Annotated in this window: 12 protein-coding genes; 8 read left to right on the top strand and 4 right to left on the bottom strand. The window is 60.5% G+C overall.

All coding sequences use genetic code 11. The features are described from left to right. The first annotated feature begins 24 nt into the window (after positions 1-24). The 6 genes from K7A42_RS02850 (at position 25) to K7A42_RS02825 (ending at position 6,827) form a co-directional block, all read left to right on the top strand. Positions 25-1,098 (top strand): BMP family ABC transporter substrate-binding protein, encoded by a 1,074-nt coding sequence (locus K7A42_RS02850; RefSeq protein WP_004442334.1) that lies wholly within the window; start codon positions 25-27, stop codon positions 1,096-1,098. A 298-nt stretch (positions 1,099-1,396) separates the two neighbouring features. Further along, positions 1,397-2,134, top strand: a complete 738-nt coding sequence (locus K7A42_RS02845) for a FadR/GntR family transcriptional regulator (RefSeq protein ID WP_006698813.1) — start codon at positions 1,397-1,399, stop codon at positions 2,132-2,134. Positions 2,135-2,356: 222 nt separating this feature from the next. Continuing rightward, positions 2,357-3,718 (top strand): bifunctional UDP-N-acetylglucosamine diphosphorylase/glucosamine-1-phosphate N-acetyltransferase GlmU, encoded by a 1,362-nt coding sequence (gene glmU / locus K7A42_RS02840; RefSeq protein WP_022556316.1) that lies wholly within the window; start codon positions 2,357-2,359, stop codon positions 3,716-3,718. A gap of 101 nt (positions 3,719-3,819) precedes the next feature. Further along, positions 3,820-5,646 (top strand): glutamine--fructose-6-phosphate transaminase (isomerizing), encoded by a 1,827-nt coding sequence (glmS, locus tag K7A42_RS02835; protein WP_282454778.1) that lies wholly within the window; start codon positions 3,820-3,822, stop codon positions 5,644-5,646. Continuing rightward, entirely contained in the window at positions 5,643-6,146 is a 504-nt protein-coding gene (locus K7A42_RS02830) for a GNAT family N-acetyltransferase (RefSeq protein ID WP_282454777.1), read from the top strand. Before glmS ends, K7A42_RS02830 begins: the two co-directional genes overlap by 4 nt. Positions 6,147-6,158: 12 nt before the next feature. Continuing rightward, entirely contained in the window at positions 6,159-6,827 is a 669-nt protein-coding gene (locus K7A42_RS02825; protein WP_004442327.1) for a DUF502 domain-containing protein, read from the top strand. A 1-nt stretch (position 6,828) separates the two neighbouring features. Here the strand turns inward: K7A42_RS02825 and K7A42_RS02820 are convergent, their stop codons facing one another. Genes K7A42_RS02820 through recG form a run of 4 tightly spaced genes read right to left on the bottom strand, consistent with a single transcriptional unit; the run spans position 6,829 to position 9,911 of the window. Continuing rightward, complete coding sequence (locus tag K7A42_RS02820; protein ID WP_037092501.1) at positions 6,829-7,212, bottom strand: type II toxin-antitoxin system VapC family toxin; 384 nt, start codon at positions 7,210-7,212, stop codon at positions 6,829-6,831. Further along, the gene (locus K7A42_RS02815; protein ID WP_004442323.1) at positions 7,209-7,466 is read right to left on the bottom strand and encodes a type II toxin-antitoxin system Phd/YefM family antitoxin; all 258 of its coding nucleotides are present in this window, start codon (positions 7,464-7,466) and stop codon (positions 7,209-7,211) included. The genes K7A42_RS02820 and K7A42_RS02815 overlap by 4 nt, the downstream gene beginning before the upstream one ends. 54 nt (positions 7,467-7,520) lie before the next feature. Continuing rightward, positions 7,521-7,793, bottom strand: a complete 273-nt coding sequence (locus tag K7A42_RS02810; protein ID WP_004442322.1) for a hypothetical protein — start codon at positions 7,791-7,793, stop codon at positions 7,521-7,523. 12 nt (positions 7,794-7,805) lie between these two features. Then, a complete protein-coding gene (gene recG, locus K7A42_RS02805) occupies positions 7,806-9,911 on the bottom strand; it encodes an ATP-dependent DNA helicase RecG (RefSeq protein WP_282454776.1) in 2,106 nt (701 codons plus the stop codon). Positions 9,912-10,099: 188 nt separating this feature from the next. Here recG and K7A42_RS02800 point away from each other — a divergent pair, with 188 nt between their 5' ends. Together K7A42_RS02800 and mfd are read left to right on the top strand one after the other, a co-directional pair. Beyond that, the gene (locus K7A42_RS02800; protein WP_282454775.1) at positions 10,100-10,411 is read left to right on the top strand and encodes a succinate dehydrogenase assembly factor 2; all 312 of its coding nucleotides are present in this window, start codon (positions 10,100-10,102) and stop codon (positions 10,409-10,411) included. Between the two features lie 4 nt (positions 10,412-10,415). Then, positions 10,416-13,913, top strand: coding sequence for a transcription-repair coupling factor (gene mfd / locus K7A42_RS02795; protein ID WP_282454774.1), 3,498 nt, complete (start codon positions 10,416-10,418; stop codon positions 13,911-13,913). Positions 13,914-14,107 lie beyond the last annotated feature (194 nt).

The following is a 14,107-nucleotide window of genomic DNA, read 5'->3' as shown; positions in this document are numbered from 1 at the left end:
GTCTCCAAACCAACAGGGGTAAAAATGAAAAAACTGGTCATCGCACTTGCCGCTTCCATCGCGGCGCTGGGAGGCGTTGTTTCCTCCGCTGAAGCCGCCGACGCCAAGAAGGTCTGCTTCATCTATGTCGGTAGCCGCACCGATGGCGGCTGGACGCAAGCGCATGATATCGGCCGCGAAGAGCTGCAGAAGCACTTCGGCGACAAGATCGAAACGCCGTTCCTCGAAAGCGTTCCGGAAGGCCCGGATGCTGAACGCGCCATCGAGCGCATGGCCCGCTCCGGCTGCGAACTGGTGTTCACCACCTCCTTCGGCTTCATGGATGCGACCGTGAAGGTTGCCCAGAAATTTCCGAAGGTGAAGTTCGAGCACGCAACCGGCTTCAAGACGGCCGAAAACGTCGCGACCTACAATTCGCGTTTCTATGAAGGCCGTTACATTCAGGGCCAGATCGCCGCGAAAATGTCCAAGAAGGGCGTTGCCGGTTACATCGCGTCCTTCCCGATCCCGGAAGTGGTGATGGGCATCGACGCCTTCGTTCTCGGCGCGCAGTCCGTCAATCCTGAGTTCAAGGTCAAGGTCGTCTGGGCCAACACCTGGTTCGACCCCGGCAAGGAAGCCGATGCCGCGAAGGCGCTGATCGACCAGGGCGTCGATATCCTGACGCAGCACACCGACACGACGGCACCGATGCAGGTTGCAGCCGAGCGCGGCATCAAGGCATTCGGCCAGGCCTCCGACATGATCAAGGCCGGTCCTGAGACGCAGCTGACCGCGATCAAGGATACCTGGGGCGCTTATTACATCAAGCGCACGCAGGCTCTTCTCGATGGCACCTGGAAGTCGGAATCGGTCTGGGACGGCCTGAAGGACGGTATCCTGACCATGGCGCCCTATACCAACATGCCTGACGACGTGAAGAAGATGGCCGAGGACACCGAAGCCAAGATCAAGTCCGGCGAACTGCACCCCTTCACCGGCCCGGTGAAGAAGCAGGACGGCTCGGAATGGCTGAAGGCTGGTGAAAAGGCTGAGGACAAGGTCCTGCTCGGCCTCAACTTCTACGTTGCCGGCGTGGACGACAAGCTGCCGCAATAATCTGCGTTGTGGGACAGGGTGTCATCCTCGGCCTTGACCCGGATGACACTCCCCATGTCCATGGATCCTCGCCTGAAGGGCGAGGATGACGTGGGAAATTGAGTTCGCAAAGATCGGGGCTGTACATCGACGCATGTGCAGCCTTGCTTATTTTCATGGGTTTTATTGCGTAGATGAAGTTTGCCTTTGCTTTTCCGGCAACTTGATGTCTTTCACTATATTCTGACTGAAGATACACGTCTGGCGCGATTTTTAAAATCGCCAACCGAACGGAAGGACATGGCACTTGCAGCGCGGAATGCTCGATGCGGCGATCGGTCTACGAAAGCTGCGGACAAATCATGCACAGGTCGTTCACAAGCTCGGTCTCGACATCGTGTCCGGCAACTTCAGGACCGGCGACATCCTGCCAGGCGATGCGGAGCTGATGGAGCGGCTTAAAGTTTCGCGCACCGTGCTGCGCGAAGCGATGAAGACGCTGACGGCCAAGGGCATGATTTCCCCCAAGGCGCGGATTGGTACGCGGGTGACGGAGCGCGAAAGCTGGAACATGTTCGACAGCGAAGTGCTGCTATGGCACTTCGAGGCCGGCGTCAGCGATGAGTTCCTGCTGCATCTCTACGACATCCGCAAAGCCTTCGAACCCTATGGCGCCGGGCTTGCCGCCATCAGGGCAAAGGATGCGGATATCGCAAAGCTTGCCGCCTATGCCAATGAGATGGGCAATACTGCTTATTCGAAAGAAAAGCGCGCGCTTGCGGACATGAATTTCCATGTCCTCATCACCGAAATGTCGGGCAACCCGTTCATGCGCACCGTTGGTTCGCTGATAAAGGCAGCTCTGGCGGGCATTTTCCGGATGAGCAATCCGGACACCGATCCCAATGAAATTTCCGATGTTTCAGCTTCGCACCTGAAGCTCGTGGAAGCCTTTCGTCTGCATGACGAGGCCGCCGCGCGTCGCGAGATGGAAAGATTGATTGAGAACGGCCGCCAGCAGGTACTGGAATTCACTGCCCGCAACTCCCGGCGATAAATCAGACGGTGGGAGCAGGATGTGATCCCGCTCCAATCACGTTTGATGAAAACCGGTGCGGAAATTTGGTGCAGATTTGCATGGTTTCTTAAGTGGGCCGCCGTTATAGCAATCCGGAATGAAATTACCGATGCGCCCGTTCGTTTTGCCGGACGGCGCAAAGTCAAACATGTGCCGCTGTATCGGCTGCCAGGCAGTCGCCGACGGGGTGTTGGAGGTCTTATGGAGCGCAGCTCTCTAGCCGTTATTCTCGCAGCGGGCGACAGCACGCGCATGAAGTCGTCGAAATCCAAGGTGCTGCATCCGGTCGCCGGCCGTCCGATGATTGCGCATGTGGTCGAGGCGGTGGCTGGATCGGGCGTGGGCACGGTGGCGCTCGTCGTCGGACGTGACGCCGACAATGTTGCCACGGCGGCGAGCCTGCCGGGACTTCAGGTTGAGACTTTTCTTCAGAAGGAACGCAAAGGCACCGGCCATGCCGTGCTTGCCGCACGTGCGGCAATCGAACGCGGCTTCGACGATCTCATCATCGCTTATGGCGACGTGCCGCTCATTACCTCCGCCACGCTCGACCGGGCCCGCGAGGCCATTGCTTCCGGCGCCGATGTCGCGGTGATCGGTTTTCATACCGACCGGCCCACGGGTTATGGCCGGTTGCTGGTCGAGAATGGCGAGCTGGTGGCGATCCGCGAGGAAAAGGATGCGACCGACGAAGAGCGCAGGGTGACCTGGTGCAATAGTGGCCTGATGGCGATCAATGGCCGCAATGCCCTTGATCTGCTCGACCGGATCGGCAACGGCAATGTGAAGGGCGAATATTATCTGACGGACGTGGTCGAAATCGCCCGGTCGCTCGGCCGCCGCGCCGTCGCCATCGATGCACCGGAAACAGAACTGGTCGGCTGCAACAACCGCGCCGAACTGGCCTTCATCGAAAAGCTCTGGCAGGAGCGCCGCCGCCATGAATTGATGGTCGACGGCGTATCGATGATCGCGCCTGAAACTGTCTTCCTCTCCTTCGATACGACGATCGGTCAGGACGCGCTGATCGAGCCCAATGTCGTTTTTGGTCCCGGCGTGACGGTCGAACCGGGTGCCGTGATCCATGCCTTCTCACACCTCGAAGGCGCGCATGTCGCGGAAGGTGCCACTGTTGGTCCCTATGCCCGGCTGCGACCGGGGGCCAACCTGCACGCCAACTCTAAGGTGGGTAATTTCTGCGAGGTCAAGAAGGCCGAGATCGGCGAGGGGGCCAAGGTCAATCATCTCACCTATATCGGCGACGCCTTCGTTGGCGCGGGCAGCAATATCGGTGCCGGCACCATCACCTGCAATTATGACGGTTACAACAAGGCTGAGACGCGGATCGGCGCGAACAGCTTCGTTGGTTCCAACTCGTCGCTGGTTGCTCCCGTGACGATTGGCGAGGGGGCCTACATCGCCTCCGGCAGCGTGATCACCGATGACGTGCCCGATGATGCGCTGGCTTTTGGGCGTGCGCGCCAGGAGGTGAAGCCGGGCCGCGCAACCGTGGTGCGCGAGCGGGCGAAGGCGCTGAAGGAAGCGAAGAAAAAGTCGTCCTGAACGACGTTACGAAGCGATACCGAAAGTGACCGGCGCCATAATTGCGGATTGCACGGGAAAGATTAGAAGTTTCGGCGAAAAGTCGCCGTCTGGAGATATATATGTGCGGAATTGTCGGAATTGTCGGAACTGAGCCCGTTGCTGAACGGCTTGTCGATGCACTGAAGCGTCTCGAATATCGTGGCTACGATTCAGCCGGCGTTGCAACGATCGACAATGGCGCGATGGATCGCCGCCGTGCCGAGGGCAAGCTCTTCAATCTGGAAAAGCTGGTGTCCGAAAAGCCGCTTCCGGGCGTGGTCGGCATCGCGCATACACGCTGGGCGACCCACGGCGTGCCGAACGAAACCAACGCTCACCCGCACTTCGTCGATGGCGTGGCCGTCGTCCATAACGGCATCATCGAAAACTTCGCCGAACTGCGCGAAGAACTGACCGCCGAGGGCGCGACCTTCACCACCCAGACCGACACCGAAGTGGTGGCGCAGCTTCTGGCGAAATACACCCGCGAGGGCCTTGGCCATCGCGAAGCGATGCTGAAGATGCTGAACCGCGTGACCGGTGCTTATGCGCTGGTGGTGATGTTCAAGGACGATCCCGGTACGCTGCTTTCGGCGCGCTCCGGCCCACCGCTTGCCGTCGGTTATGGCCGCGGAGAAATGTTCCTGGGTTCCGACGCCATTGCGCTTTCGCCCTTCACCAACGAGATCACCTATCTGGTGGATGGCGACTGCGCCATCGTGACCCGGCAGGGTGCTGAGATCATCGATTTCTCCGGCAAGCCGGTGAAGCGCGAGCGGCAGATATCGCAGGCGACGGCCTATGTCGTCGACAAGGGCAACCATCGCCACTTCATGGAAAAGGAAATCTACGAGCAGCCGGAAGTCATTTCCCATGCGCTCAGCCATTATGTGGATTTCGCCTCCAAGACCGTGAAAGAGGCCGATAAGGCCATTGATTTCGCCAGGCTTTCCGGACTTGCGATCTCCGCCTGCGGCACGGCTTATCTTTCGGGCCTGATCGGCAAATACTGGTTCGAGCGTTATGCGCGCCTGCCGGTGGAGATCGATGTGGCCTCCGAGTTCCGCTATCGTGAAATGCCACTTCAGCCAACGCAGGCGGCGCTCTTCATCTCGCAATCGGGCGAGACAGCCGATACGCTGGCATCGCTGCGCTATTGCAAGGAAAGCGATCTCAAGATTGGCGCCATCGTCAATGTGCGGGAATCGACCATTGCCCGGGAATCGAACGCCATCTTCCCGATCCTTGCCGGACCGGAAATCGGCGTCGCTTCCACCAAGGCCTTCACCTGCCAGCTTGCGGTGCTTGCTTCGCTCGCCATCGCCGCCGGCAAGGCGCGCGGCACTCTGAAGCCCGGTCAGGAAAAGGAACTTGTGCAACATCTGATCGAGATGCCGCGCATCATGAGCCAGGTGCTCAACATCATCCAGCCGCAGATAGAGGGCCTGTCGCGCGATCTGTCGCGCTTCAAGGATGTGCTTTATCTCGGCCGGGGCACCAGCTTCCCGCTGGCGCTGGAAGGCGCGCTGAAGCTCAAGGAAATTTCCTATATTCACGCCGAAGGTTATGCTGCCGGCGAGCTGAAGCACGGCCCGATCGCGCTGATCGACGAGAACATGCCCGTCATCGTGATTGCACCGCACGATCGTTTCTTCGAAAAGACCGTCTCCAACATGCAGGAGGTTGCCGCCCGCGGCGGCCGTATCATCTTCATCACGGATGAGAAGGGAGCTGCCGCTTCCAAGCTCGACACCATGGCGACGATCACGCTGCCGACCGTCGACGAACTGATCGCACCGATGGTCTTCTCGCTGCCCATTCAGCTGCTGGCCTATCACACCGCCGTTTTCATGGGTACGGATGTCGACCAGCCGCGCAACCTTGCAAAATCGGTCACGGTGGAATGATCATCCGGCCGGAGCGCCAGGGTGACGAAGAGGCGATTGCCCGCGTTACGGAAGAAGCCTTTCGTGACGTCGACCATAGCGACAAGACCGAACATCTGATCGTGGCGCGGCTGCGGGAGGCCGGTGCGCTCACGGTTTCGTTCGTGGCCGAAGACAGCGAAGGGATCGTCGGCCATATCGGCTTTTCGCCCGTGACACTTTCAAGCGGCGACAGCGGCTGGTTTTGCCTTGCGCCTCTTTCGGTGACGCCGGAACGGCAGGGCGAGGGTATCGGCTCCCGGCTGGTGCGTGAAGGGCTTGGTGCGCTTGATCGGCTGAGCGCATCGGGATGTGCCGTTGCCGGCGATCCCGATTATTATGGACGCTTCGGTTTTCGCGCCGTCGAAGGCCTAAGCGCTATGGGGATTCCTGACGAATATTTCACAGTTCTTCGCTTGCATGGGGGAACGCCATCCGGCATTGTCAGTTTTCATCCGGGTTTCGATAGCGACAGCGCTTAACGCGAACGGTAAATGACCGACATTCCTCCCAAAATTTCCTTTGCGACACGGTTGCGCAACAGCTTCCTTACGGGCGTTCTGATCCTCGCACCCGTCACCATTACCATGTGGCTGGTGTGGAGCTTCCTGCAATGGGCGGATAGCTGGGTGAAGCCCTATATTCCCGCCCGTTACGATCCCGAGCAATATTTCGATGTTGCCATTCCCGGCTTCGGCCTGCTGATCGCTGTCATCGGCATTACCCTCATCGGCTTTCTCGGCAATAACCTGATCGGGAAATGGATTGTCGGCGTCGGTGAATCCATCCTCAACCGCATGCCGTTGGTGCGGCCGATCTATAAAAGCATCAAACAGCTGTTCGAATCCGTCCTGAAGGAGCACTCGAACTCCTTCAAGAAGGTTGGCCTGATCGAGTTCCCGTCGTCAGGCACATGGGCGATGGTGTTTGTGGCTTCCGAGGCAAAGGGCGAACTCGCCCATCGCTTCAACGAGATGGGCCAGCAGATGGTCGCCGTCTTCCTGCCGCCCACACCGGTGCCGACGGCGGGCTTCCTGCTGTTCGTGCCCAAGGACAAGATCGTGATGCTGGACATGACCCCAGAGGATGCGGCGAAGCTGCTGATCTCGGGTGGTCTTGTGGCGCCGGATTTCAAGCCGCCGAAGATGATCGCGCCGGTCTAATCTAGAGAACGCCCGGGATGTCCGTCTGCGAAAAGTCGTTACCGACATAAAGCAAACGGCAACCCTCTGTTTTCGCCAGCTCGTAGGCAAAGCAGTCGCCGAAATTTAGTCCGGCAGGATGAACGCCCTTGCCCCAAATGCGATAAGCTTCCGAAACGCCATGCGCCGATTTGCGGGTGACGGGCTTGATTTCGGCGCCCAGACCTTCGATCAGCATCTCTAGTTCCCGGCTACGGTCGCGCCGCTGCGCCACGATCATGGCCTCCGCAAGCGTCCCCGCTGAAATGAGCAGAGGTTCATCAGTTTCGAGCGCTGAGGAGCAGGCATCCGCTTCGGGTTCATCGAGCAGGATCGTCATCAGAGCCGACGTATCGATAACGATCATTTCGGAAGGCCGTGCTCGTCATAGAGAAAATCCTGACTATGCGCGGCATCCGGGCCATTATCGCCTTTGTTGGCGACAGTCGCGCGCACTTTTGCGAGCGCGGCGCTACGGGATGTTTTATCCGCCACGACGGTGACCGGAACCAGCCGCACGGCTGCGTGGCCATGACGGGTGAGAATGACCTCATCACCGGCTTCGGCGCGGCGCACCAGTTCGGTAAGCTGACTTTTTGCATCAGTCACGGATATCTGCACGGCTAACCTCGGGCGTTAAAGTTAGCGTTATATTAGTCCATTCAATGGACCATATCAATCCTCGTCGTCCAGATCATCCACGTCTGTTCCTGTAGTCGTGGCGTGGAACACAGGCACGAAGAGCCGCATATAGACCAGCCTCACGCTCCAGCCTTCTTCCAGCGCCCGGCTCCATGCCTTTTTGCGGCCGGGCTTCTTGAACGCCTTGCCAATCGCCTTCTTCTCGCTCTTCGCAAATGTTTCGGGCTGGAGGATATTCTGCGGCGAGCAGAGCGCGTAGCCCTTGCGGAAGGCGGGTGGCGGGCGGCGCGGGTCGATCATGTTCATGGGTGTTCTCTTTCAGCCGGCGTGCAGGAAACGAATCGCTTCGTCGCGGCGGTGCAGGTAGAGGAGGGTGCGTAGCGCATCGCCGCGTGGACCTATCAGTTCCGGGTCGCGCTCGATGACATAGGCGGCGTCCTTGCGGGCGATTTCCAGGAGGTCGGCATGAGCCTCGAGGCTGGCGATGCGGAAGCCAGGCGTGCCTGATTGACGCGTGCCGAGCAACTCGCCTTCGCCGCGCAGCTTCAAATCTTCCTCGGCGATCAGGAAGCCGTCCTCGCTGTCGCGCAGGATGGAGAGCCGTGCGCGGCCGTTTTCGCTGAGCGGGCCCTTGTAGAGCAGGATACAGGTGGAGGCCTCGTCGCCGCGTCCGACGCGGCCTCGCAGCTGGTGCAGCTGGGCGAGGCCGAAACGTTCGGCGTGTTCGATGACCATGATCGTCGCGTCAGGCACATCGACGCCGACCTCGACCACCGTAGTTGCCACCAGCAGGCGGGTTTCGCCGTTCTTGAAGGCGAGCATGGCGGCGTCCTTCTCCGGGCCGCTCATACGCCCGTGAATGAGGCCGATGTTGGCGCCGAGCATCTGCGAGAGAACCGCGTGGCGCTCCTCCGCCGACATCAGGTCGGACTCCTCCGTCTCCTCCACCAGCGGGCAAATCCAATAGGCTTTTTTGCCGTCCTTCAGCGCTGCGCGCAGCCGCTCAACAATATCGCCGATGCGTTCGGTGGGGATCGTCACCGTCTGGATGGGTTTGCGGCCCGCCGGTTTTTCGGTGAGCTTGGAGACATCCATGTCCCCGAAGGCGGCCAGTACCAGCGTGCGTGGAATGGGCGTGGCGGTCATGACAAGCATATGCGGCGTGATGCCCTTGGCGGTGAGCCGCAGGCGCTGATGCACGCCGAAACGGTGTTGTTCGTCCACCACGGCCAGCACAAGGTTCTTATAGGTGACGCTGTCCTGAAACAGCGCATGGGTGCCGATGACGATCTGCGCTTCGCCCGAGGCAACGCGCTCCTCGATCTCGCGGCGCTCCTTGCCCTTGGTGCGGCCGGTCAGCACTTCCACCGTGAGGCCCACGGCCTGCGCGAGTTTGGAGATGGTGGCATAGTGCTGGCGGGCAAGGATTTCGGTCGGCGCCATCAGCACCGCCTGTCCGCCGGCTTCCACCGCCGTCGCCATGGCCATCAGCGCCACCAGCGTCTTGCCCGCACCGACATCGCCCTGCAGCAGCCGCAACATGCGGTCTTCGCCGGCCATGTCGGTCAGGATATCCTTGACGGCGGCGCTCTGGCTTGCCGTCAGCGAGAAGGGCAGTTGCGACAGGATCTTTGCGGCGATATCGCCTTTGGCGCGGATTGGCTGGCCCGCCACCTTGCGCAGCCGCTGGCGCACCAGCGCCAGTGAGAGCTGCCCGGCGAGAAATTCGTCATAGGCGAGCCGTCGGCGCGCCGGGGCTTGCGGTTCGATATCGGCGCTGTCGCGCGGATCGTGCAATTCGCGGAAGCTTGATGCCACGTCACCGAAGCCCTGCCGGGTCTTGAGCGTCTCATCGATCCATTCCGGGAAAACCGGCAGCTTCGAGAGCCCGCCTTCGATCGCCTTGCGCAACACCTTGGCGGAAAGGCCGGCGGTCATGGGATAAACCGCTTCCACAAGGGGCAGATTTTCCGCCTCGGAAAGCTTCACCATGAAATCCGGATGCACCATGGAGGCGCGGCCGTTAAACCAGTCCACCTTGCCGCTGACCAGAACCTCTTCATCGACAGGCAGGGCCTTGGACAGCCAGTCGCCCTTGGCGCGAAAGAAGGTCAGCGCCAGTTCGCCGGTTTCATCGTGCAGGAAGACGCGATAGGGCGCGGAGCGGTTACCCGGCGGTGGCGGCTGATGGCGGTCGACACGTCCCTGAATGGTGACGATGGCGCCGGGTGCTGCAAGCGCGATGCCGGGACGGTTGCGGCGGTCGATGACGTTGGAGGGCGCATGGAACAAAAGGTCGATAACGCGCGTATCGTCCGCATTCTCCCGTCCCAGAAGTTTTGCCAGGAGATCGGCAAGCTTCGGCCCCACGCCGGCAAGGGTGGAGACGGAGGCAAACAGCGGATCGAGAATGGCCGGGCGCATGGCCAGCAAAATCGGGGAAGGGGACGGCTTATGCAAGACTTCGCAGGTCACAAAGGCGGGTTATCACCGGCAGATTTTCGTGGCCGTGGTATTATTTCGATAAAAACCGGTTCCCAAGCGTTCGCCTCCTGTTCTATAGGAGGTCGCGATCAACATGCTGTTGAATGGTCAACCGAAAGGTGAATGCGATGACTGGACTGGTGCGCACGAGTGCCGACCTCGATCCGAGACGCCGGCGGATACTTTACCGCTGCTGGCACCGCGGCATTCGCGAGATGGACCTCGTTCTCGGGCAATTCGCGGAAGACAATATCGCGGTGCTTTCCGATGACCAGCTCGATGAGCTTGAAGTCATCATGGCGGAAGAGGATAACGACCTCGTCAAGATGGTGACGGGGGCGCTTGCAATTCCTGAAAAGTTCCAGACCCCCCTGTTCATGAAGATCGCATCGTATCGTCCCGATTTCGATCTCGTCACCGCAGACAATGTGAAAGCCTGAAACCATGATAGCCGGATTCGATGCAAAGCTGGTGTCGTCGGCCGATACGCCGCTGACCATCGGAAACGTGCCCGCAGGCATGGAGGCGCTGCTGCTTGCCGAGATGGCGCGCGCAGGCACCTCGGTTGCCTATGTGATGTCGGATGGCCAGCGCATCGCCGATCTCGAACAAATTCTCGGCTTTGTTGCGCCCGATATTCCGGTCATGACGCTGCCGGCCTGGGACTGCCTTCCCTATGACCGCGTGTCACCAAGCGCCGACACGTCGGCGCGTCGCCTGGCGGCGCTTGCCGGTCTCATCAGCCACGCGAAGAAACCGCATCCGGCCATTGTGCTGGTCACCGTCAACGCCATGCTGCAGAAGATGGCCCCGCGCGACATCATCGAAAGCCTTGGTTTCTCTGCCAGACCCGGCAACCAGATCCGCATGGAGGATATTGCCGCGCGGCTGGAGCGCAACGGTTTCGACCGGGTTGCGACGGTGCGTGAGGTGGGCGAGTTCGCCGTGCGCGGCGGTATTCTCGATGTTTTCGTGCCGGGCACCGAGGAGCCTGTGCGGCTCGATTTCTTCGGCGATACGCTGGAGAGCATCCGTACCTTCGATCCGGCCAGCCAGCGGACCATCGGCCAGGCGCGCTCGCTCGATCTGAACCCCATGAGCGAAGTGACGCTGACGCCCGATACGATCAGCCGGTTTCGTAAGAATTACCTCTCGCTGTTCGGTGCGGCGACGCGTGACGATGCGCTTTATCAGGCCGTTTCCGAGGGCCGCCGTTATGCCGGCATGGAGCACTGGCTGCCGCTGTTTTACGAGAAGCTGGAGACCGCCTTCGATTATCTCGAAGGGTTCCGCATCGTCACCGATCACACGGCGCGCGAGGCAGCCAAGGAGCGCTCCAAGCTGGTGCTCGATTATTACGAGGCGCGGCGCGCTTCCGGCGAGACGAAGGGATCGACGCAGGGTGCGCCCTACAAGCCCGTGTCTCCCGGCCAGCTTTATCTCAACGGCAAGGATTTCGACACGGCCCTGTCTGCCGTCAATGCGGTGCGTCTGACACCCTTCAATGAGCAGGATAGCGAGGGGAGACCCGTCGCCACGCTGGACGCGCATGTCGGCCCGCGCTGGGCGCGGCAGCCAACCGAAGGCGAAAGCGAAGAGCGGGTCAATGTCTTTGCCCTGGCTGTGAAGCACATAGCCGAGCGCCGCGCCAAGGGATGGAAGGTGCTGATAACAGGCTGGTCGGAAGGCTCGCTCGACCGGTTGCTGCAGGTGCTGAACGAACACGGGCTTGAGAAGATCAAGCCGGTTACCTCGCTGAAAGAGGTGGAGAAGCTCGGAAAGGGCGAGGCGGCCTCGGCGGTTCTGAGCCTTGAGGCCGGTTTCGAAACCGGAAATCTTGCTGTTATCGGCGAGCAGGACATTCTCGGCGACCGCATGGTGCGGCGCTCCAAGCGCCGCAAACGCGGTGCGGATTTTATCTCGGAAGTGGCTGGTCTGGACGAGGGCTCGCTCGTCGTTCATGCCGAACACGGCATTGGTCGTTTTGTCGGCCTGCAGACCATCGAGGCGGCGGGCGCACCGCGCGCCTGTCTCGAACTGCACTATGCCGATGACGCCAAGCTGTTTCTGCCGGTTGAAAATATCGATCTCCTCTCGCGTTACGGCTCGGACGCGGCAGAGGCAACGCTCGACAAGCTCGGCGGCGGCGCATGGCAGATGCGCAAGGCCAAGCTCAAGAAGCGCCTGCTCGACATGGCCGATGAGCTTATCCGCATCGCAGCGGCGCGTCTCGTGCGCCATGCGCCGGAGCTTGTCGCGCCCGATGGGCTGTATGATGAGTTTGCTGCCCGTTTCCCCTACGACGAAACCGAGGACCAGCTGAACGCCATCGAGGCGGTGCGGGAGGATCTCGCGGCCGGCCGGCCGATGGACCGTCTCATCTGCGGCGATGTCGGTTTCGGCAAGACCGAAGTGGCGCTGCGCGCCGCCTTCCTTGCCGCCATGAATGGTGTGCAGGTGGCTGTCGTGGTGCCGACCACGCTGCTCGCCCGCCAGCATTTCCGGACTTTCTCGGAGCGTTTCCGCGGATTGCCCATCCGCGTGCAGCAGGCTTCCCGTCTAGTCGGCTCCAAGGAACTGGCGCTGACCAAGAAGGAAGTTGCTGACGGAAAGACCGATATCGTCGTCGGCACGCATGCGCTGCTCGGTGCGGGCATCAGCTTTGCCAATCTCGGCCTACTCATCATCGATGAGGAGCAGCATTTCGGCGTCAAGCACAAGGAGCGGCTGAAGGAGCTGAAAAGCGATGTGCATGTGCTGACGCTTTCTGCGACGCCCATTCCGCGCACCTTGCAGCTCGCCATGACCGGGGTTCGCGAACTGTCGCTCATCACCACCCCGCCTGTCGACCGCATGGCGGTGCGCACTTTCATCTCGCCATTTGACCCGCTCGTCATTCGCGAGACGCTGATGCGCGAGCATTACCGTGGCGGCCAGAGTTTCTACGTTTGCCCGCGGCTTGCCGATCTCGCCGATATCCATGCCTTCCTGCAATCGGATGTGCCGGAACTGAAGGTGGCGGTGGCGCATGGGCAGATGGCGGCGGGCGAGCTGGAAGACATCATGAACGCCTTCTACGACGGCAAATATGATGTTCTGCTGTCGACCACCATCGTCGAATCCGGCCTCGACGTGCCGACCGCCAATACGCTGATCGTGCATCGCGCCGATATGTTCGGTCTTGCCCAGCTCTATCAGCTACGCGGCCGCGTTGGCCGCTCCAAGGTTCGCGCCTTCGCGCTCTTCACCCTGCCGGTCAACAAGGTGCTGACCACGACTGCCGAGCGCCGGCTTAAGGTGCTGCAATCGCTCGATACGCTCGGCGCCGGCTTCCAGCTGGCAAGCCACGATCTTGATATTCGTGGTGCGGGCAATCTACTCGGGGAAGAACAGTCCGGCCATATCAAGGAAGTCGGCTTCGAGCTTTATCAGCAGATGCTGGAAGAGGCTGTCGCCGAAGTGAAGGGTGACGAGCAGGTGCAGGATAGCGGCTGGTCGCCGCAGATTTCGGTCGGCACATCCGTCATGATCCCGGAAGATTACGTTCCCGATCTGCATCTTCGCATGGGCCTTTACCGCCGGCTTGGCGAGCTTGCCGATATCAGCGAGATCGACGGTTTCGGCGCTGAAATGATCGACCGTTTCGGCCCGCTGCCAAAAGAAGTGCAGCATCTTCTCAAGATCGTCTACATCAAGTCGCTCTGCCGCATTGCCAATGTCGAGAAGCTGGATGCCGGGCCGAAGGGCGTTGTCGTGCAGTTCCGCAACAAGGAATTCCCGAACCCGGCGGCGCTTGTCGGTTACATTGGCAAGCAGGGATCGATGGCGAAGATCCGTCCCGATCACAGCCTTTTCCTCAACCGCGATCTGCCGACGCCGGAAAAGCGGCTGACGGGTGCGGCGATGATCATGACGCAGCTGGCGGAGCTGGCTCGGTCCTGATGCGGCGTTGATAGTTTGAGAGTTTTTTGAAGCTGGGTGGGGCTTTACCCCCCTCTGCCCTGCCGGGCATCTCCCCCACAGGTGGGGAGATCGATATGCGGCAAGGTTTTGCCAATATCAACGTTAGAGAATGAAGTGGCGACAGTGCGTCTTGCCGATAAACGCCATGCTGCTGCTGCTGACCTTCGGCCTAC

The sequence above is a fragment of the Agrobacterium sp. InxBP2 genome (assembly GCF_026191755.1).
Lineage (GTDB): Bacteria > Pseudomonadota > Alphaproteobacteria > Rhizobiales > Rhizobiaceae > Agrobacterium > Agrobacterium pusense.
Note: the sequence above shows the minus strand (reverse complement) of the source record. Positions and strands in the feature narration are given on the sequence as shown.